Consider the following 20,930-nt stretch of genomic DNA (forward strand, 5'->3'; position numbering starts at 1 on the left):
CAGCCATACCCATGGGGGCGCCAGGGTGGCCGGATTTGGCCTTCTGAACAGCATCCATGGAAAGGGCGCGAATGGCATTGGCCAGCTCAAAACGGGACGGCATGGGGGTGCTCCTCGCCTGAAAACGGAAAGAATAAAGGTGCTATTGTCGCTGACTTCCCCGGCGGCGGCAAATTCTCAGGGGCACGTTGTGGGAAGAACTTGCAACAGCGTGTAGACTCTGGCTCCCGAAGTGGTGGTGAAAGTGATGGTGCCGCTTCTTTATACGGGCAGGGAACTTCCTGCCATGATTTCCTGCTGATGCTGCGGTCATAACAGAGCAGCCGTCATACAGAGGGTCGAGTGCGCGATGAGCGAATATTCCCTGTTTACCTCCGAGTCCGTTTCCGAAGGCCATCCCGATAAGATTGCCGACCAGATTTCAGACGCGGTGTTAGATGCCATTATCGCCCGGGATAAACAGGCCCGCGTTGCCTGTGAAACGATGGTGAAGACGGGCGTTGCCATTATTGCCGGTGAGATCACCACCTCCGCGTGGGTGGATCTAGAGACGCTGGTGCGTGATGTGATTACCGATATCGGCTACACCTCTTCTCAGGTGGGCTTCGACGGTGCCACGTGCGGCGTCATCAACCTGATTGGCAAGCAGAGTGTCGATATTGCTCAGGGCGTTGATCGTACCAAGCCGGAAGATCAAGGCGCGGGCGACCAGGGCCTGATGTTTGGCTACGCCACGAACGAAACCGATTCGTTCATGCCTGCGCCGATCCACTACTCGCACCGTTTGGTCGAGCGTCAGGCGGAGCTGCGTAAAAACGGCCTGTTGCCGTGGCTGCGTCCGGATGCCAAAAGTCAGGTGACTTTCCGCTATAACGCTGAAGGCCAACCGTGTGGCGTCGATGCGATTGTTCTGTCGACTCAGCACGATCCGGAAATCGACCAGGAAGACTTGCGCAAAATGATTAAGCGTGAAGTCATTGAGCAGGTGATTCCCGCTGAGTGGTTGGATGCCAATACCCAGTACCACATCAACCCGACCGGCAAGTTCGTGATTGGCGGCCCGGTGGGCGACTGTGGCCTGACCGGTCGTAAGATCATCGTCGATACCTACGGCGGCATGGCGCGCCACGGTGGCGGTGCGTTCTCGGGTAAAGATCCGTCGAAAGTAGACCGCAGCGCCGCGTACGCTGGCCGCTATGTGGCGAAAAACGTCGTAGCAGCGGGCCTGGCGGACAAGTGCGAGATTCAGGTCTCCTACGCCATTGGCGTGGCAGAGCCTACCTCGGTGTCTATCGACACCTTCGGTACTGGCAAAATCGACGACGCGAAAATCGTCGAGCTGGTGCGCGAGCACTTCGATCTGCGCCCCTACGCGATCACCAAGATGCTGGATCTGCTGCACCCGATGTACCGTCTGACGGCGGCTTATGGCCACTTTGGCCGCGAGCCGTTCGAGCACAGCTACAGCTGGGTAGACGACAAAGGCGAAACGCACACCGAGACGTTTACAGCCTTCCCGTGGGAAAAAACTGACAAAGCAGACGCGCTGCGCCAGGCCGCTGGCCTATAAGCTTCCCGTAAGCGCAATGAGCGTCATGGGTTAGCGAAAAGCGCCCCTTGGTTCACGCCAGGGGGCGCTTTTTTTATGGGTCGAAACCGGCTCCGAGAGTGGCTTTCTGCGCATTGCATCTCTGTCAGTTTCATATAAGTTAATTTTAATAAGGGCTGAAAATTTCCCGTTTACCACGTGAGGATGCGTATGTCGGGTCGGCGAATAACAGGAATGGCGAACCTAGCGGCAGCTTGGTTAATGAGTGTCACTTTTTCCGCACAGGCAGACACCTGCCCCGACTGGCCCGCCGAGCGGCTGGCGCTGGAAACCCAGGCGCTAGCCGAACATATCAAAGTATGGGACCGCGCCTACCATGATAACGGCGAATCGCTGATTGCTGATGAGCTGTACGACCAGGCGCTGGCACGGCTGGAAAACTGGCAAGCTTGCTTAGATTCACCGATTCCCCATCGGCCTCTGACCCGCATCACGAGCAGCAGCGGTACCCGCACCCATCCGGCCGCCCAAACCGGACTCACGAAAGCCGATGAGGACGGCATTCGACGCTTTACCAGCCGCCGCGAAGACCTATGGATTCAACCCAAGGTGGATGGTGTGGCGGTGACGCTGCGTTACCAGGGCGGGGAGCTCGTCGAGGCGGTTAGCCGTGGAGACGGCGAGCGGGGGCAGGATTGGACGGCGCGGGTTCAGCAGCTGCCCGGTGTGCCCGTTACGCTTCCTGAGCCCGTCTCTGCGGTGCTGCAGGGCGAGCTTTACTGGCGGCTGGATAATCACGTGCAGGCACGCCAGCCAGATTCGGGTGCCCGAGGTGCCGTGGCCGGTGCCATGGCGCAGCGCGACCCAAGCCAAGAGACGCTGAATCGCATCGGATTATTCGTATGGGATTGGCCGGATGGCCCGACGCAGATGACCGAACGGCTGGCACAACTGACGGCGCTGGGTTTCGATACGGCCGATTACACCCACTCGATCAGCGGCCAGGAGGCGGCCGCCGAGTGGCGCGAGCGGTGGTTCAACGGCCCGCTGCCGTTTGCCACCGACGGTGTGGTGTTAAAACAGGCTGATCGCCCTAGCGTGCGTAGCTGGTCGTCATCGCCCCCTGAGTGGGCGGTAGCATGGAAGTATCCGTCTCAGCAGGCGCTAGCCCAGGTGCGCGGGGTCGAGTTTCGGGTGGGGCGAACTGGGCGCGTAACGCCGCTGCTATGGCTCTACCCGGTAACTCTGGAAGGGCGGCGCATCAGTCGCGTGTCGCTGGGCTCATTGGAGCGCTGGCAGGCGTGGGACGTGCGACCAGGTGACCAAGTGGCGGTGACGCTGGCGGGCCTGACGATTCCTCAGGTAGACAGCGTGGTGTGGCAAACACGTGAAAGAGCCGCCCTAAGCGCCCCGCCGCCCGAGCGTTACCATCTGTTGAGCTGCTTTACGCTAACGCCCGAGCGAACATCAGAATGCAGCGCCCAATTGCTGGCCCGCTTAACCTATCTCAGCGAGCAGCTGGGCATGCGTGGAATTGGCGAAGGCACTTGGCAGGCGCTGATGGAGGCCGGTGTGGTTACGGAACTATTGGGTTGGTTGGCACTAACGCCGGAGCAGCTTCAACAGGCCCACGGTATTGGCGCTACCACCGCCGCAGCGCTGATGGCACAGTTCGACGCGGCGCGCCAAGCGCCCTATGCGACATGGCTGACGGCGCTGGGAATGCCCCCCGGTGGCGACGCTGGGCTGGGTGATTGGTACACCCTCGCGGGCTACTCTCGAACCGATTGGCAAGCCGTGCCTGGCGTTGGCCCGGTGCGCGGCGAAGCGCTCGTTGCCTTCTTCAGCCACCCAGACGTTCAGCGCATGGCCCGCCTGCTGCAGCTGGCGGGCGTCGATGGGTTTTAACCGAGCCCGGTGAGCCGCAGCATCAGCCCCAGATAGAGCGGTATCAACAGCGGTGCCAGCAGCGTGGTGGTGAGTACCGCTAAAGCACCTTTCTGCGGCTGAATGCCCAACTCCATCGCCACGACCACCACGTTAGAGGCCATGGGCACCACGCCCAATAGCAGCAGTGCCATCGCCAGCTCCGGTGCGAGTGGCGTGAACTGCTGGAGCACCAGCACCGCCCCCAGCATCACCAGCGGCCAGAGCAGATAGCGCAGGCCCACGCAGGTCGCCACAAAGCGTGTATCCCACGCGGCGAGGGTGACCTGGCTTAACGTCATGCCAATAATCATCATACCCAGCAGGGTATAGGTGGCGGGGAAAACGGCTAACGAACTCATCAGTGACTCAGGCAGCGTGGCGTTGAGTGCGTTTAGCAGCAGTGCTAGGAAAAAGGCATAAATCAGCGGCAGGCGGGCAATTTTGGCGAGGCTCTGGCGTACCGAGAAGTGGCCCCGGGCGCTCAAATAAAACCCCACCGTGAACTCATACAGGTTGATGCCCAGCATGCAGAAGAGGTACAGCGTCACCCCTTCCGGCGGTAGCAGAATCAGCGCGACGGGCAGCCCAAAGTAGCCGGTATTACCGGTGCCAGAAGAGAACGCCAGCAGCGCGCCTTCCTGCGGGCCAAAGCGGTGTTGGGTAGCCCAGCGCACGGCCAGTGCCATGGCGCTGACCAATAGAAACATCGCCAGGGTGAGCACCAAATACTCTAAGGTGGGGCCGCCATTCATCAGCGCGCGAAAAATTGTCAGCGGCGCGATCAGGTACACCAACAAGGTAGCAATCGGGCGCGGGTCTATTTTCAACCGTTGGGCGGCAATAAAGCCCAGCCCCACATACCCTAACAGCATGAGCAGCGGGCCCATTAAAGCGCTGGGTGCTAAGTCCATATCTCCTCCTTGATAGACGCGGTAGTGCCAACATGAGCCGAATTGAAGGTCGACCGTGGAATCTTTCATTAGCCGCTGCGCGGCGAAGCAGCGAGAATACCCTAAATAATGATCACGTTACCGCACTGCGAGGACAAACCATGAGCAGCCAAGAGCATCCGTTAGGTATTAGCTTTGAATTCTTTCCGCCCAACACCGATGCAGGTCGGGAGAAGCTAATTCACGTGCGTGATGAGCTGGCCGCTCGTAACCCGCGTTTCTTCTCGGTCACCTACGGCGCGGGTGGCTCCACTCAGGCGCGCACTCGGGATATCGTGCGCACCGTTAGCCAAAGTGGCATCACCACGGCGCCGCACCTCTCCTGCATCGGCAGCGAAAAGGCTCAGCTGCGCGACTTACTGGCGCAGTACCGGGAAGAGGGCGTCGATAGCCTAGTGGCCCTGCGCGGTGACATGCCCTCCGGGATGGCCAGTATCGGAGAGCTGCGCTACGCCAATGAATTGGTAGAGTTCATTCGTGACGAGACGGGCGACCACTTTGACATCGCGGTCGCGGCGTATCCGGAATCTCATCCACAGGCCCCCAGCCTCGATAAGGATGTGGAAAACTTTGCCCGCAAGATGAATGCGGGTGCCAACATGGCGATTACCCAGTACTTCTTTACCGCCGATGCCTACTTCCACTTCGTTGATAAAGCGCGTGCGCTGGGCGTCGAGCAGCCGATCATTCCCGGCATCATGCCGATCACCAACTACACCAAGCTGGCGCGGTTTTCCGATGCCTGCGGCGCGGAAATTCCCCGCTGGATTCGCAAGCAGTTAGAAGCCTACGGCGATGACAGCGACGCCATTGCCGCCTTTGGTACCGATGTAGTGACTCGCCTGTGTGAACGCCTGCTGGACGGCGGCGCGCCGGGCCTGCACTTCTACACGCTGAATCAGGCGACCCCAGTGTTGAAGGTGGTGGATAATCTGAGCTAACGCTGTCGCCTGATGATGATACCGGCCTGCATCTTTGATGCGGGCCGGTTTTTTTATGGTAGTTCTAAAGGTACGAAAAAAAGCCGGAACCTCTCGGTTCCGGCTAGTGCATAGCTTGGCTCTAGTAACGTAACGGTTTACGCAGCGCTTGCCGTTGCCTTGCCTTTGCCACCATGCTGCTTGCGCTGCATGATAAACAGCACCGTACCAATCGCTAGGCCAACAATGTCGGTGTAGATGCCGCCGTAGATCAAGAACATGGCACCGACCAGCATCACTAAGCGCTGGGGTAAGTTCACCGGACCGAAGAACCACTTCTGAACCATGCCCGAGAGCAACACAATGCCTAGCGTGGCGGTGAGGCCAACGCGCAGGATCTGCATGGCGGAGCCTTCCATCAGCATCGCCGGGCTGTAGAAGAACATAAACGGCACGATAAACGCCGCCAAGCCAATCTTGAACGACGCCACCGAGGTGCCCATGGGATTATCCCCAGAAATACCGGCGGCTGCGTAAGACGCAAGCGCCACGGGCGGGGTAATGGCTGATACCACGGCGAAGTAAAACACGAAGAAGTGGGCGACGAGTGGCTCGATACCAATGTTGATCAAGCCCGGTGCCACGACCGATGCCGCCACCGCGTATGCCGCCGTGGTGGGCATGCCCATCCCCAGCATGATGCTGATCAGCATCGCAAAGAACAGTGCCAACAGCTGGCTAACGCCCGCCAAGCCCAGCAGCAGCGAAGAGAAGCGCGCACCTACACCGGTCAGCGAGATAACGCCCACAATCAGGCCCGCGCAGGCACACACGGCGATGATCTGGATGGACATCGTACCTGCTAGCTGAAGGGCCCTTAAAATGGCGCGAATGCCCATTTTATTGGGTGAAATCCAGCTAACGACCGCCGCTGATGCGGTGGCCAGGGTACCGGCACGAATCACTGAGTAGCCCATGAAGAGGGCGGCAATCAGAATAATAATCGGCGCAAACAGGTAGACCTGTTTCACCAGCTTCGAAAATAGCGGAATCTCGTCCTTACGCATTCCCCGCATGCCTTTACGCGCGGCTTCAAAATCCACCATGAAGTAGATAGAGGCGAAGTACAGAATGGCAGGAATCAAGGCTGCAACGGCAATTTCGGTATAAGGAATGCCGGTGACCTCTGCCATGATGAAGGCACCTGCCCCCATGATGGGCGGCATGATCTGTCCACCGGTAGAAGCGGCTGCTTCAATGGCACCGGCGCTACGTGCCGGGTAGCCCACTTTCTTCATCAGAGGAATAGTGAGTGAGCCTGTCGATACCACGTTGCCTGCGGAGGTGCCGTTGATCATTCCCATTAAGCCAGAAGCAAAGATAGACACCTTAGCCGGGCCGCCGCGAGCACGACCTGCCGCGGCAAAGGCGAAGTTGACGAAGTAGTCGCCCACTTTAGACGCCTGCAAGAAGGCGGCAAAAATGATGAACAGAATAATATAGGTGGACGAGACCGCCGTGGTCGGGCCGAGTATGCCCGCATCGGTATAGACCTGACTAAAGAAGCGCTGGACCGATAGACCAGGGTAGCCCAGGAAGCCGGGTAAATAGGGGCCTGCAAAGACGTAGGTCAGAAACACGGCTGAAATGACGACCAGCGCTAAACCTGCCACACGGCGAGTCAGTTCGAGAATCAGCAGCGAGCCCGCAATGGCTGCCCAAGAGATGCCGGGCGGCGCAAACGAGGTGCCGGTAGACATCCGCATGGTGGTGTTGAACGCCATCAGCAGGTAGCCCGCGCTGGCCAGTGCACACACCATGAGCACGAGATCAGCGGCGTTAAAACGGTGGCGCGCCTGGCGGTAGAACCAGGAGAGCACGATGGCAACCGCCGTGGTGGCCATCAGCGGATAGCCAAAGTGCAGCGTCTCCACGGCCGGGTCGATGCGCATGGCACCGCCGTTGATGGCCTGCTGCATCAAGAATACTTGCACCAGCGAGTAAACCGCAGGGATCAACAGCGCATAGCTTACCCATTTCAGCCAAGCCGGAGAGGCTTGCTGGTCATCTTCAGCAAAGCGGGCACCGGCAAACAGCCCGTAACCCAAAATTAACGCACCGGCGATGTGTACGATACGGAACGACCAGGTTTCCATGGGGTACACGTTGAGTGAAAACAGGTGGAAACCTGAATAGGCAATCGCCAGTGCTGCAAATAATAGGAACTGCCAGCCAACGAACAGGCGGCGGTTGGGCTCAACAACTTCTTCATCGACGCCATCAGCAATCGATTCTGGCGTTGATGAAGCAGCTAAGGCGTCATCCTTGAGGCCGTTGGGGTCTTGGTTGGTATTGTGACTCATCAGAGGTCACCCTCACAGCAAAAGCAGAGAAAGGGGGCAAGAGCAAACGCTGCCCCGCCCGACAGGGTCGGCAGCGGGGCAGCGCGATGGTGCGTGGAGCTTACTTGATCATGTCGTCAGAGATATCGTAACCGTTCTCTTCGTACCAGCGTGCTGCGCCTGGGTGGAAAGGCAGTACCGTGTTGTGCACGATGTTTTCCGGAATGCTGGTTTCAGCACTGCGGTGTACGTCGCGCATCCGATCATTGTTTTCCATCGTGGCTTTCGTGACTTCATAGATGAAGTCTTCCGGCAGGTCGCAACCGGCAATGGCGAAGTTCCACATGGAAACGGCGCGAGCATCCTCTTCCAGCGTGGTGTAAGTGCTGGCGGGGATGGTGAACTCAGCAACCGGATAGTTGTCCAGCACAGTCGCCAGCTCTTCTTCGGTAAATTCGATGATATTCACGTCGGTTTGGACTTCCAGCTGGCTAACTGCCGGAATCGGGATGCCTGCTGCAAAGGCGACAACGTCCAGCAGACCGTCCTGAAGCTGGCCACCCAGATCCGACCAGCCGCCGTTACGACGCTCGAAGTTCACACCCAGGGTTTCCAGCATGGCCGGGAAGTAGGTGTCAGAGGTAGACGCCGCTGGGCCGAAACCGATGCGCGCACCGTCGGGGATGTCGGAAATAGTTTCAATACCGGAGCTAGAGAGCGCAGCGATAGAGAACGGGGTTTCATACATCGGGAACAGCGCGCAAACGTTGTCCATGACTAGGCCAGGTGCCAGCGGGCTGTCGCCTTTGATGGCATCGGATGCCGGACCCATAGTGGTTAGGCCAAACGCCATATCGCCACTATGTACTAGCGCCAGGTTTTGGGTAGGGCCACCAGTCACTTCGCCGCCGCCTGAAACACCGAGCTCATCGGCGATGAAGTTTGCCCAGCCAGAGCCATAAACGAAGTAGGTGCCGCCTTGACTTGCCGTACCAACAGTAAAGTTAGTGGGCCATTCAGAGCGGTCCGCATGGGCAGTGCCTGCAGCAAGTAACGCGCTGCCTGCGAGCAGAGCGACAGTTTTGGGCATCGTATTGCGCATGGCGAGATTTCCTAAGCTGTTATTGGGATTATCGTCTGGCGCGTGTGGGACACCGCCAGTGCTTTATCATTAAGCAGCTTATATAGAGCGATACTTGTGCCACATATACGATTTAATATAGAAATCAATGCATTAAGAATTTTCTCTTCAACTTTGGTTGAAAAGTAAAAGCCATTAAGTGTCTGGCTTTTCGCACGCTCTAGATAGGGTGGTGTGCGGTTTTTCGCACACTTTTCAAAGGGGGGCGCCTAGCGATGCAGCCACTGCACCGCTAGAGAGGGGCGTTATTTGTTTTTACCTGGGTCAAGAATGCGAACCGGCTGCACATCCTGGATTTTTTGCTCATCACGCACCTGATTCACTCGTGTAGTGAGCTCGGGGGTCGCTTCGTCTTCAATGGGCAGCTGTTCGAAGAAATCACAGCTCACGCATTCACGGTAGCGGATGCCGTGCTGCTCCCACGCACGAATGCGGTCCATGGCGGCACAGCGGGGGCAGGTCACGCCTGCAATAAAACGCTTAATACTCGACATACATACACTCCCAACGTGCGGCGGCAACGCCGCCGCACCGGATAAAAATAGCCAGCTTAGGCGGCGCGAATACCGCTATGGCGCAGCAGCGGTTCGACGCTAGGTTCGCGGCCTCGGAAGGCACGGAATAGCTCGGCGGCATCCCGCGCACCGCCTTGCTCCAGAATTTCCTCGCGGAAGCGCTGGCCAGTGTCTGGGTCAAAAATCCCGGCTTCTTCAAAGGCGCTCCAGGCATCGGCGGAGAGCACTTCTGCCCACTTGTAGCTGTAGTAGCCGGCAGCGTAACCGCCCGCAAAAATATGGCTGAAGCTATTTTGGAAGCGGTTGAAGTCGACCACGGGCACGACGGAGGTTTGGCTGCGAACATCGTTCAGCAGCGTTTGTACATCGCTGGCTGAGGGGGCTTCCAGCTCGTGGTGAAGGCGCACGTCAAACAGTGAAAACTCAATTTGGCGCATCATGCCCATGGCGGACTGGAAGTTTTTCGCCGCTTGCAGACGCTCGAACAGAACGTCTGGCAGCGGTTCGCCGGTGTCTACGTGTTTAGCTAGCAGGTCGAGACCTTCCCGCTCCCAGCAGTAGTTCTCCATAAACTGGCTGGGCAGCTCAACCGCATCCCAGGCCACGCCGTTGATGCCTGACACGTCTGCCACCTCTTGCTTGGTTAGCATATGGTGCAAGCCGTGACCAAACTCGTGGAACAGCGTGGTCACCTCATCATGGGTCAGCAGCGCAGGTTTACCGCCTACTGGCGCGGTGAAGTTGCAGGTCAAGAAGGCCACTGGGAGCTGCACGCCGTTCTCGGTTTTACGGCGTACCCGGCAGTCGGCCATCCACGCACCGCCCCGTTTACCTTCGCGGGCGTAGAGATCCAGATAGAACCCAGCAATCGGTTTGCCCTGTTCGGTAATACGGAAGAAGCGCACGTCGTCGTGATAGCTCGGAGCGCTGCTGTCTTCTTTTACCTGAACGTTGTAAAGACGCTCGACGACTTGGAACAAGCCATCCACGACCCGCGGCGCGGGGAAGTAGGGGCGAAGCTGCTCTTGGGAAATAGCGTAGCGTGCTTCGCGCAGTTTCTCGCTGGCGTAGGCGACATCCCAAGGTTTGAGAGCATCGATACCTAGCTCGTCACGGGCGTAGGCGCTGAGTTCGGCAAACTCCTTCTGCGCTTGCGGCTTGGCGCGGCGGGCGAGGTCTTCCAGGAAGTCCAGCACCTGCGCGGGGGAGTCTGCCATTTTGGTAGTTAGCGAGTAGTCGGCGTAGGTGTCGAAGCCCAACAGCCGCGCCAGTTCCTGACGCAGGGCCAGAATCTCTTCCAAAATGGGGGCGTTGTCGAACTTGCCCGCGTTGGGGTCCTGGTCGGAGGCGCGGGTCACAAAGGCGGTATACACTTCCTCGCGCAGCTCGCGGCTGTCGGCGTAGCTGACGATGGGGAAGAAACTGGGGAAATCCAGCGTAATGCGGTAGCCATCAACGCCTTTAGCGTCTGCCTGGGCTTTAAGAGTTTCCAGAGCGCTCTCAGGAACGCCTGCCAGCGCGTCGCGATCCTGAATGTCTTTATGCCATGCCTGGGTGGCGTCCAGAACGTTGTTGGAGAACTGGTTAGAAAGCGTAGAGAGGCGGGACTGAATCTCGCCGTAGCGTGCCTTCTTATCCGCCGGTAGGTCGACCCCGGCCAGTCGGAAATCGCGCAGGGCATTATCCACCGTGCGTTGCTGGGCAATTGTTAGCGTTGCCCAGCTCTCGCTCTCTTTCAGCGCCTGCCAGCCCTTAAATAGCCCTTCGTGCTGACCGACCCAGGTGCCAAACGCAGAGAGTTTTTCCAAGCAGGCTTGGTAAGCATCGCGCAGCTCTGGGGTATTCATGGTGCCGTTGAGGTGCGACACCGGCGACCAAGCTTGGGAAAGACGGTCATTCACTGCTTCCAGCGGTGCGGCAAAGTTGTCCCACGTTGGGGAGGTGGCAGCGGCCTGTTGGGCGAGGCGATCAATCGCCTCGCGGCTCTCATCGAGCAGCGTTTCCACGGCGGGTACCACGTGGTCGGCACGAATGTCGGCGAAAGGGGGAAGCTCGTGGCTCTCTAGCAACGGGTTGCGGGACATAAGCACCTCGGTAGCAATCAAGTTAGGGGCGCACAAAACGTGCGCTGATGATGACACAGTGCGGGCAGTGAGGCGTTGTTTCAATGCTTGACCCGCTGCAAGCGTTTGGCCTGGGGGCAGGCGCCTGCTAGTCTTGCCGCCTTTCCATATCCGTAATATGCAAGTGTCACCAATCAAGTGCCACCCATGGCAGGAGCAAGTAATGAGTGAAACGCTAGAGCGCTGGGGGTCGAAGCGGGCCTTTATCTTGGCGGTAACAGGTGCTGCGGTTGGGCTGGGTAATATTTGGCGCTTTCCCTATGTGGCGGGAGAGAACGGCGGTGCTGCTTTCCTGTTGATTTACGTAGCGTTCGTGCTGCTGTTAGGCATTCCCGTGATGATGGCGGAAATCCTGATTGGGCGTGCCGGGCGGCGCGGGCCGATGCAGGCGCTGGGGGTGCTGGCGTCAGAAGCCGGGGCTTCACGGCACTGGCGCTGGCTGGGGCTCTTCGGCGCGTTCACCGTGTTCTGTATTTTGTCGTTTTACTCGGTGGTCTCCGGCTGGTCGATTGAGTTTTTAGTGGCCTCGGTAAATGGCAACTTTAACGGTGCCAGCGCAGCTGAGATCGGTGCAGGGTTCGAAGCGTTTCTGGCGAATCCTGGGCTGCTGATCTTCAACCACTCGCTGTTCCTCTTCATGACCATGACGGTGGTAGCAGCTGGGGTGGCCAAAGGGCTCGAGCGGCTCAATAACCTGCTGATGCCGCTGCTATACGGTTTGCTGCTGCTATTAGCCATTTACGCCACGACCACGTCGGGCTTTGGTACCGCGCTGTCGTGGCTCTTTTTGCCCTCTTTTGAAGATGTGACGGCAGAAGTCGTTCTGCACGCCATGGGGCATGCGTTCTTTACGCTGGCGGTGGGGGCATGTGCCTTGATGGCTTATGGGGCTTATATGCCCGATGAGCAGAGCCTGCCGAAGGCGGCCTTTGCCGTGGCGGTGCTGGATATTAGCGTGGCGCTGCTGGCGGGCATTGCGATTTTCTCGGTGGTGTTTGCTCAGGGCATGGACCCCGCCGATGGACCAGGGCTGATGTTCGTGACGCTGCCCATCGCGTTTTCCGAGTTGCCCTGGGGCTCGTTCTGGCTCAGCGTATTTTTCCTGCTGCTGCTGCTGGCCACCTGGACCTCGGCGATCAACCTTGCCGAGCCAATGGTGGCCACGTTGCAGGGGCTGGGTTGGCGGCGCAGTACGGCAACGGCGGCGGTAGCGCTCAGCGTATGGTTAATCGGCTTGCTATCAGCGTTCTCGTTTTCAACCCTGGCAGAATTCAGGCCGCTGTTTGGGCGTAACGTCTTTGAGCTGGTAAGCAGTATTCCCCCTGATATCTTCCTCCCTATGGGAGGGCTGTTAATCGCGATTTTTGCCGCATGGGTGATGCCACAAGCGCGTGTCATCAGCGCATTGGACGCGGGGGAGCGCGGCTATTTACTATGGCGTACGACGATTCGCTGGGTGTCGATTCCGCTGACGTTTATCGTCTTACTCGGTGGGTTGCTATAGTGCGCCTTCCAGCCCCCTTATCGTGTTAAGGAGATAATCATGAGCAGTGCCTTACGAACGTATCAAGGCGTTTCACCGCAGTTGGGTGAGCGTGTCTACATCGATCCCGCCAGCGTGGTGATTGGCAATGTCACGCTCGGTGATGACTGCTCGGTATGGCCGATGACGGTGATTCGCGGCGATATGCACCGCATCACCATTGGTGCGCGCACCAGCGTTCAAGATGGCAGCGTGCTGCACATTACCCACGCCAGTGATTTCAATCCTGATGGTTTCCCGCTCACGATTGGTGAGGATGTCACCATTGGCCATAAAGCCATCCTGCATGGTTGCACGCTGGGCAGCCGTATCCTGGTGGGAATGGGCGCGATTGTGATGGATGGCGCGGTGGTCGAGGATGAGGTGATTATTGCCGCTGGCGCGGTGGTAACGCCGGGTAAACGGCTGGAGAGCGGCTACGTTTATGCCGGTAACCCTGCGAAGGCGCTGCGCCCGCTCAAGGAGAAAGAGCGGGCTTTCTTCCCCTATACCGCAGGCAATTACGTTAAGTTAAAAGATCAGTTCCTTGATGAGGCTGACAAAGAGCGCTAAGCGGTTGCCTTGCCACTCTTTTTTCTAACCTAGCCATGTTGCGCGCACTGAAAATCTGGTAATTTATCCAGTTTTCCAGGGTGCCGCGACATGGCTAATTTTCGCACGCATATAACGGTAGCAGCAGCGGGCGGCACGCTAATGGCCTACGTTGGCTGGCAGGCGCAGTGGTGGGTGGCACCGCAAGCACTGCTGGTCATTGCCCTGGTGGCCTTTGGCGGCATTCTGCCCGACATTGACGCTGACCGTTCTCGCTCTATCCGGCTGATTTTTAATATTTTATCAGTGCCTTCGCTGGTGCTGGGTGTGCTGTTGCTGCAGCCGTGGTTAACACCTGGGCTACTGCTCGTGGCGTGTGGTGGGATTTACTTCAGTGTGCGCTACTTGGCAGCCGTGCTTTTTTCACGCCTGACAGTGCATCGAGGTATCTGGCATTCACTCATGGCGGCAGGGCTGTGTGCGTTGGCTACGGCTGCGCTAAGCTTTCACTTGCTTGCCCAGCCTGCCTGGCTGGCGTGGAGCCACGGGGCTGCAGTACTGTTTGGGTTTATTATTCACTTGAGTTTGGATGAACTGTTTAGCGTCGACCTCGAAGGGGCGCGCTTAAAGCGCTCTTTCGGTACTGCGCTAAAGCTTGGTGATACCCGCCGTCCACTTTCCAACCTATTAATGTTGATCGCCATGCTTATCTTGGTGCCCTGGGTGCCGCCTTGGGGAGTGCTGGTTGAGCTATTTCATCAGGGTTCGCTGCTGTGGCGATAGTCGCCAGCGCTTAAACCGTGCTTTTTGAGCTTGTCATAAAACGTTTTGCGGGGGATTCCTAAATGGTGGCAAACATCCGTCACTCGTCCTTGGTGGCGCGCTAGCGACTGACTGATCAAGCTCTTCTCGAATAGCTCAACCTGGCGCGGCAGGGTGGGTTCTCGTGTATCTGCTGAGCCGCCTTCCAGCAGCACATCCAGGCGGTAGTCGAACGCCGCACCTAATAGCACATAGCGTTCTGCTAGATTGCGCAGCTCGCGGACGTTTCCCGGCCAGTCGTGGGCCAGCAGGGCGGCTACTGCGTGGCTATCCAGGGTAGGCGCTTCCAGGCCACTGCGGTTGGCGGCGACCACGGCAAAGTGTTGGAACAGCAGCGGGATATCTTCCCGCCTTTCCCGCAGGGCAGGCAGCGGTAGCGTCACAACGTTCAGCCGGTAGTAAAGATCCTCGCGAAAGCGGCCCTCTTCAGCGGCGACTTTAAGATCCACTTTGGTGGCGGCGATAACACGAATATTGAGCGGCACCGCTTCGTTGGCCCCTAGGCGCTCCACGCTGCGCTCTTGCAGCACGCGCAGCAGCTTCACCTGTAGAGCCAACGGCATCGACTCGATCTCGTCTAAAAAGACCGTGCCGCCGTTGGCGTGCTCGAATTTGCCAATGCGCCGTTCGACTGCGCCGGTAAAGGCGCCTTTTTCATGGCCAAACAGCTCGGACTCGATGGTGTTTTCCGGCACCGCGCCGCAGTTGATGGCCATGAAGGGGCTGTTACGCCGGGCACTGCGCTCGTGAATGGCCCGGGCGACGAGGTCTTTGCCGGTGCCCGTTTCGCCAAACAGCAGCACGTCGGCTTCCACCTGGCTGATGCGCTGAATCATCGCGGCAAGCCTTGAGATCACTGGCGTTCGCCCAACCAAGCGCGGGCCCAGTGCGGCTTGCTGCACCTCTAGCTCGGCCTTCAAGCGCAGGTTTTCGAGGCTTAGCTGGCGCTTCTCTATGCCACGCCTCACCACATCCAGAAGCTGGTCGCCCGCGAAAGGCTTCTCCAGAAAATCCCAGGCACCTGCCCGCATCGCCTCCACGGCGGTGGAGATATCACCATGGCCGGTGATCAGGATGATCGGTAGGGTGGCGTCGCGGCTATGGAGCTCATGGAGCAACTCCATACCACCCATGCCCGGCATGCGGATATCGCTGACAATCACGCCTGGGAAATCAGATGGTAGAGCGGCCAGTGCCTGTTCGGCCGATTCAAAGCAGTGGGGCGTATAGCCCGCAAGTTCTAACGTTTGGCTGGCGGTGATACGCAGATGCGGTTCGTCGTCGATCACCATGACCGGCAGCGTCGACGGCTCATGCATGGGGTTGATTCTCCTGTTTTAGGCGGGCAGTAGAGGGCTCCGGGGCCGTTGAGCGTGGTAAGGTGACTGTGAAACAGGCGCCACCCGTGGCGAGATTCGTGGCCTGCAGCTTGCCGCCAAGATCTTCCATAATACGCGAGGAAATAGAGAGTCCTAGCCCTAACCCGCTACCGGGTGCTTTGGTGGTAAAAAAAGGCTCAAAAATATGCCCAAGGTGATTGGTCGCAATCCCCGGCCCGCTGTCCAACACGCTAATGGTGATTTGCTCTTTACTGATCTCGGCGCTGAGGGTTAAGACAGGCTGTTTAGCTTCTTTCATCGCCTGTACGGCATTGCCTATCAAGTTAACGAGTACTTGCTCCAAGCGTACTAAGTCACCTTTGACCCAGAGAGTCTCGTCAGGCCACTGTTGAACCACACGGATGCCATCATCGCGCAGTCGGCTATGGAAAAGGCGTAGCGCGTACTCAATACACGCTTGGACAGAGATGGTTTCTTGGCGCTCGCTGCTTTTGCGGGAGAACTGGCGTAGCTGGGCGCTGATATCGGCCATTCGTTCAGTGAGCTCTACAATCTGCGCTAAATTGGCGTCGGCGCTCTCAATTCGCGAGAGCTCAATAAAGCGCCGTGCGTTTTCAGCATAGGCACGAATCGCTGCTAAGGGTTGATTGAGTTCATGATTAATCCCAGCGGCTAACTGCCCAAGCACGGCCAGCTTTGCGGCTTGAATAAGCTCGTCCTGCGTTTGGCGTAAGTTGGCCTCTGCTCGCCTTCGCTCTTCAATCTCATCAGAGAGACGTTGGTTGCTGGCGACTAAGTCGCGGGTACGACGCTCTACGCTGACTTCAAGCTCATCACGCACGCGGGCTAACGTTTGACGCTCACGCTCGGCAAAGGCCTCGCGCTCACGACGCAGCCGCAGGCGCTGCCAGCCTATGCCGCCCGCCAGCGCGACCACGCCATAGAGGCCGCCTGCCATGAGGGCGGCGATCCACTGGGCATTGATGACGGGTGTGAGCGGTTTGAGAATATGCATTTGCCAGCCAAATTCAGGAATCAGCCGCGTTAGGCTTAAATAGCGCCCGCCGCTGAGCGGGCCATGGGCAAAGCTCACTAGGTAACTACCGGGCCCGTATGGGGTATCCAGTTGAATCCCGGACGGCGTCAGCGGCTCCATGGCATAACGGCGGGTTTCTCGGAGCGTGGCGCGCTGCTCGTCGCTAAGCGGATACAGTGCATTCATGCGCAGTTCGGGGTGGCTGGCCATAAAGATAATATTGTCGCTGTCAGAGACAAACAGCTCAGCATCCTGCTCTGCCCAGCTCTCTTCCACGTCATCCAATAGTACTTTGACGACGATAACGCCATCCGGTTTGGCATCGGGAGAGGTATCGTCCAGCCATACCGGTGAGGAGAAGTAGTAGCCGCGCTCCAGGGACTTGATGCCTAGCCCAAAAAAACGCCCCTGGCCGCCTGCGATGGCATCCGAGTAGTAGCTACGGAAGGCATAGTTCTGGCCAATGAAGGTGTTGGGACGATGCCAGTTGCTGGCGGCAATGGTATCGGCGTCGCGATCCAGTAGGTACACGTCCGAGACGCCTGAGGTGAATCGAAAGCGATCCAGCAGCAGGTTGAGCGGCATAGGGTCTTGGCTATCAGGAGAGTCCAAAAAGCGCTGAACGCCTTCACGCGTGGCGAGCATTTGTGGCAGGTAGTCGTAGCGCAGCAGATAGCCGTTCAAGTTGGCCGCGGAGAGGCGTAGCTCGTTCTCGGCATCATCCTGAAGATTCGAAAGTGCCTGTTCACGAGCGAACTGAGCCGCCTGCCACATAAACAGCAGCAGCCCAACGGGAATGGCGATAAGCCATAGCAGATGCCAGCGCCGCTCGGTGCTGCTGACGTGACTACTCATGCGGGACTATTAGTGCCTTGGGCACGACGTAGAGCGCGCTGGGCGCGAGTTTCGGCTCTAGCCATCTCAAGCAGCCCTTCTTCTACATACACTAAGTGCTCGTGGGCGCGGGTCCGAGCATCTTCAGCGCGCCCCTCTAAAATGGCATCCAGCAAGGCACGATGCTGTTTCATTAGCTGGGTACGCGAGTCGGGTTTGGCGAACAGGTGGGCCAAGTTATCCACGATGCTCTGTTCCAGCAGATGAAAAATGCCGCGGATCGTGTGAAGCAGCAGAACGTTATGGGCAGCCTCCGCAATAGCTAGGTGAAAAGCCGCATCTAGCTTAGCCTCTTGAGCCGGATCAGCCCCCACAAAGCCACCATCAAGCTCCTCAAATCGCTGAATAAGCACAGCTTTATCGGCTGGTGTGGAGCGTAGGGCGGCGTAATAGGCAGAAATGCCCTCCATAGCATCACGGAACTCCAATAAGTCTAAATGGAATTCGTTGTGGCGAGATAGCATTTCCAGGAGTGGATCGGTGTAGCCGTTACTGAGCGTTTCATTTACAAAAGTGCCGCCGCCCTGGCGACTGGTGAGCAGGCCGCGGGCCGCCAGCTTTTGAATCGCCTCTCGTAATGATGGCCGTGAAACGCCAAAGCGTTCGGCAAGCTCTCTTTCTGGTGGCAAGCGTTGGCCTGGCTTAAGGCTACCTTCCAGAATCATAGCTTCCAGACGTTCCGTAATCACATCGGCGAGGCGCTGTTGACGGAGCGGTGGGTAGGTCATTGATAAGTGCTCCCTTAATTGGTAAGACCAATGATAGGGCGTTTCTTTATCAGGCTCAAGCGGCAAACTAGGGTAGGCAATAACTCTCAATCACCGGCATGGCGTTTAAACTAAAGTCTAGGGGGTAAGAAAGCTTCAGTGGGTATCTTCGTTTGACACGCTGCGAGCATCTCATTAACGTTGTTGAATAGTTTTTTGTAAATTGGTATTACCAATATGATTTGGTAGCAGGCATGTTACTGTTAACAGAGAGCATCATTATAAAACCCTCGTTAGCGAATTAACGCCTACTCTTAATGGCTACTTATAAGAACGCCTCCATTGCACAGGGCCCGTCATGATCATTTCAGCCTCCACGGACTACCGGCAAGCTGCTAAGCGCCGCCTTCCTCCCTTTCTCTTTCACTATGCCGATGGCGGCTCGTACGCAGAGCATACGCTAAGACGTAACGTTGATGACCTTCGCGATGTCGCGCTGCGCCAACGGGTGCTGAAAGATATGTCGTCGCTCTCACTAGAAACCGAGCTGTTTGGTGAAAAGCTGGCGATGCCTGTTGCCTTAGCCCCTGTGGGCTTGGCAGGGATGTACGCAAGACGTGGTGAAGTGCAGGCAGCGCGTGCGGCAACGAAAAAGGGAATACCTTTTACACTATCTACCGTATCAGTGTGCCCAATTGCTGAAGTGGCCGCCGCTGTGGAGCGCCCTATCTGGTTTCAGCTTTATGTACTGAAAGATCGTGGCTTTATGAAGCACGTGCTGAAGCGGGCAAAAGAGGCAGGTGTGAAAACACTGATTTTTACCGTCGATATGCCGGTGCCCGGTGCGCGCTATCGAGATGCTCACTCTGGAATGAGTGGTAAGAATGGCCCTATGAAGCGCATGCTGCAGGCAGCAATGCATCCTTTATGGGCGTGGGATGTGGGGGTGCATGGTCGGCCTCATGATCTGGGCAATGTGTCTGATTACCGTGGTAAGCCCACAGAGCTTGAGGATTATATTGCCTGGCTTGGCAATAACTTCGACCCCGCGATCTCTTGGAAGGATCTTGAGTGGATTCGTGAGTTCTGGGATGGCCCGATGATTATCAAGGGTATCCTTGACCCTGAGGATGCTCGCGATGCGGTGCGTTTCGGTGCCGATGGCATTGTGGTGTCGAATCATGGCGGTCGGCAGTTAGATGGTGTGCCTTCTACCGCGCGAGCGCTACCCGCCATTGCCGATGCTGTTAAAGGTGATCTGACGATTTTGGCTGACTCTGGGGTGCGCAGCGGGTTAGATGTGGTGCGGATGATTGCCATGGGGGCAGACACTGCATTAATAGGCCGTGCGTTTATCTATGCATTGGCCACGGCAGGAGAGGCGGGCGTTGCTCACCTGCTGGAGCTGTTTGAGAAAGAGATGAAGGTAGCAATGACGTTAACTGGGGCGCGAACCATTGCCGACCTTAGCTCGGAATCGCTGGTATCTAGTGGTATTGCTGCTATTAACCAGTCCTCTTAATAGAGGGCTGTTAAAGTGGCGCTATAAGGTATCAGAACAATATTGGAGTTTTTTTACAAAACCCTCTTGCCAACCCGGCCGCGAATCCGTAAAGTACGCATCCGCTGCCGGGGACGCCAAGCGTTACCAGCGGTGAAGGAGGTTGAAAAACCTCTGGTTTGTCAGGAAGTTAGAGCCGTCTTGTTGTCGTTTAGATCGCTCGCTTCACTCGCTGAAAACAGCGGTTGACAAACACTAGGAAGTGCGTAGAATACGCCTTCCTCGCTGAGGCAACACGGTTCAGGTCATCGAGCCAGCACAGCGAAACAGCTCTTTAACAATTTGATCAGGTAATTCATGTGGGCGCTTGCCGATGAGGGTGATAAATCACCAAATATCAAGGCAGGCGCACAAGAGAGATGTTCACATCTTTCGAATTCGTTTGAACCTTGAGCCAAGTTTGATCCGCTTTTGTTGCTTTCGAGTGACACGTAAGGATCACAATGATTGTAAACTGAAGAGTTTGATCATGGCTCAGATTGAACGCTGGCGGCAGGCCTAACACATGCAAGTCGAGCGGTAGCACAGAGAAGCTTGCTTCTTGGGTGACGAGCGGCGGACGGGTGAGTAATGCATAGGAATCTGCCCGATAGTGGGGGATAACCTGGGGAAACCCAGGCTAATACCGCATACGTCCTACGGGAGAAAGGGGGCTCCGGCTCCCGCTATTGGATGAGCCTATGTCGGATTAGCTAGTTGGTGAGGTAAAGGCTCACCAAGGCGACGATCCGTAGCTGGTCTGAGAGGATGATCAGCCACATCGGGACTGAGACACGGCCCGAACTCCTACGGGAGGCAGCAGTGGGGAATATTGGACAATGGGCGAAACCCTGATCCAGCCATGCCGCGTGTGTGAAGAAGGCCCTCGGGTTGTAAAGCACTTTCAGCGAGGAAGAACGCCTAGCGGTTAATACCCGCTAGGAAAGACATCACTCGCAGAAGAAGCACCGGCTAACTCCGTGCCAGCAGCCGCGGTAATACGGAGGGTGCAAGCGTTAATCGGAATTACTGGGCGTAAAGCGCGCGT

At 57.4% G+C, this 20,930-nt stretch carries 16 protein-coding genes and 1 rRNA gene; 8 read left to right on the forward strand and 9 right to left on the reverse strand.

Annotation, left to right across the window (positions count from 1 at the left end; all coding sequences use genetic code 11):
• Positions 1–103: hypothetical protein (locus tag BMY49_RS18050; protein ID WP_143058136.1), on the reverse strand; the 103-nt coding region annotated here is incomplete at its 3' end.
• Between the two features lie 246 nt (positions 104–349).
• Here BMY49_RS18050 and metK point away from each other — a divergent pair.
• Positions 350–1,570: a methionine adenosyltransferase gene (metK, locus tag BMY49_RS14520; RefSeq protein ID WP_062375330.1), complete on the forward strand. Its 1,221-nt coding sequence runs from the start codon at positions 350–352 to the stop codon at positions 1,568–1,570.
• A 213-nt stretch (positions 1,571–1,783) separates the two neighbouring features.
• Positions 1,784–3,457, forward strand: coding sequence for an NAD-dependent DNA ligase LigB (ligB, locus tag BMY49_RS14525; RefSeq protein ID WP_062375332.1), 1,674 nt, complete (start codon positions 1,784–1,786; stop codon positions 3,455–3,457).
• Here ligB and BMY49_RS14530 read toward each other — a convergent pair.
• Positions 3,454–4,389 carry an AEC family transporter gene (locus BMY49_RS14530; protein ID WP_058576729.1) on the reverse strand — a complete coding sequence of 312 codons (936 nt, stop codon included), beginning with the start codon at positions 4,387–4,389 and terminating at the stop codon, positions 3,454–3,456. The genes ligB and BMY49_RS14530 overlap by 4 nt on opposite strands.
• A 140-nt stretch (positions 4,390–4,529) precedes the next feature.
• On the opposite strand from BMY49_RS14530, the gene metF reads away from it, so the two are divergent.
• Complete coding sequence (gene metF, locus BMY49_RS14535; protein ID WP_089675903.1) at positions 4,530–5,369, forward strand: methylenetetrahydrofolate reductase [NAD(P)H]; 840 nt, start codon at positions 4,530–4,532, stop codon at positions 5,367–5,369.
• A gap of 137 nt (positions 5,370–5,506) precedes the next feature.
• On the opposite strand, the gene BMY49_RS14540 is transcribed toward metF, so the two are convergent.
• From BMY49_RS14540 to prlC, 4 genes are all read right to left on the reverse strand, one after another.
• Complete coding sequence (locus tag BMY49_RS14540) at positions 5,507–7,711, reverse strand: TRAP transporter permease (RefSeq protein ID WP_089675904.1); 2,205 nt, start codon at positions 7,709–7,711, stop codon at positions 5,507–5,509.
• Between the two features lie 100 nt (positions 7,712–7,811).
• Positions 7,812–8,792, reverse strand: a complete 981-nt coding sequence (locus BMY49_RS14545; RefSeq protein ID WP_089675905.1) for a TAXI family TRAP transporter solute-binding subunit — start codon at positions 8,790–8,792, stop codon at positions 7,812–7,814.
• Between the two features lie 284 nt (positions 8,793–9,076).
• Positions 9,077–9,325, reverse strand: coding sequence for a YheV family putative zinc ribbon protein (locus BMY49_RS14550; protein WP_044630441.1), 249 nt, complete (start codon positions 9,323–9,325; stop codon positions 9,077–9,079).
• 56 nt (positions 9,326–9,381) lie between these two features.
• On the reverse strand, positions 9,382–11,430 hold the full coding sequence (prlC, locus tag BMY49_RS14555; protein WP_089675906.1) for an oligopeptidase A: 2,049 nt from the start codon (positions 11,428–11,430) through the stop codon (positions 9,382–9,384).
• A gap of 202 nt (positions 11,431–11,632) precedes the next feature.
• Between prlC and BMY49_RS14560 the strand changes: the two genes are divergently transcribed.
• The 3 genes from BMY49_RS14560 to BMY49_RS14570 all read left to right on the forward strand — a co-directional run bounded on the left by BMY49_RS14560 (position 11,633) and on the right by BMY49_RS14570 (position 14,326).
• Positions 11,633–12,973 (forward strand): sodium-dependent transporter, encoded by a 1,341-nt coding sequence (locus tag BMY49_RS14560; protein ID WP_089675907.1) that lies wholly within the window; start codon positions 11,633–11,635, stop codon positions 12,971–12,973.
• Between the two features lie 39 nt (positions 12,974–13,012).
• The gene (locus BMY49_RS14565) at positions 13,013–13,564 is read left to right on the forward strand and encodes a gamma carbonic anhydrase family protein (protein ID WP_089675908.1); all 552 of its coding nucleotides are present in this window, start codon (positions 13,013–13,015) and stop codon (positions 13,562–13,564) included.
• Positions 13,565–13,654: 90 nt separating this feature from the next.
• Positions 13,655–14,326 carry a metal-dependent hydrolase gene (locus tag BMY49_RS14570; protein ID WP_089675909.1) on the forward strand — a complete coding sequence of 224 codons (672 nt, stop codon included), beginning with the start codon at positions 13,655–13,657 and terminating at the stop codon, positions 14,324–14,326.
• Here the strand turns inward: BMY49_RS14570 and BMY49_RS14575 are convergent.
• The 3 genes from BMY49_RS14575 to BMY49_RS14585 are packed head-to-tail and all read right to left on the reverse strand — an operon-like array spanning position 14,302 to position 18,363.
• Positions 14,302–15,684: a sigma-54-dependent transcriptional regulator gene (locus BMY49_RS14575; RefSeq protein WP_089675910.1), complete on the reverse strand. Its 1,383-nt coding sequence runs from the start codon at positions 15,682–15,684 to the stop codon at positions 14,302–14,304. The genes BMY49_RS14570 and BMY49_RS14575 overlap by 25 nt on opposite strands.
• On the reverse strand, positions 15,677–17,596 hold the full coding sequence (locus BMY49_RS14580) for a sensor histidine kinase (RefSeq protein WP_089675911.1): 1,920 nt from the start codon (positions 17,594–17,596) through the stop codon (positions 15,677–15,679). Before BMY49_RS14580 ends, BMY49_RS14575 begins: the two co-directional genes overlap by 8 nt.
• Entirely contained in the window at positions 17,593–18,363 is a 771-nt protein-coding gene (locus BMY49_RS14585; RefSeq protein WP_089675912.1) for a GntR family transcriptional regulator, read from the reverse strand. The genes BMY49_RS14580 and BMY49_RS14585 overlap by 4 nt, the downstream gene beginning before the upstream one ends.
• A 337-nt stretch (positions 18,364–18,700) precedes the next feature.
• Here BMY49_RS14585 and lldD point away from each other — a divergent pair, with 337 nt between their 5' ends.
• The gene (gene lldD / locus BMY49_RS14590) at positions 18,701–19,864 is read left to right on the forward strand and encodes an FMN-dependent L-lactate dehydrogenase LldD (protein ID WP_089675913.1); all 1,164 of its coding nucleotides are present in this window, start codon (positions 18,701–18,703) and stop codon (positions 19,862–19,864) included.
• Between the two features lie 490 nt (positions 19,865–20,354).
• Positions 20,355–20,930, forward strand: a 16S ribosomal RNA gene (locus tag BMY49_RS14595); the annotation flags it as partial.

Origin of the sequence: Vreelandella aquamarina (genome assembly GCF_900110265.1) — a bacterium.
GTDB lineage: Bacteria > Pseudomonadota > Gammaproteobacteria > Pseudomonadales > Halomonadaceae > Vreelandella > Vreelandella aquamarina.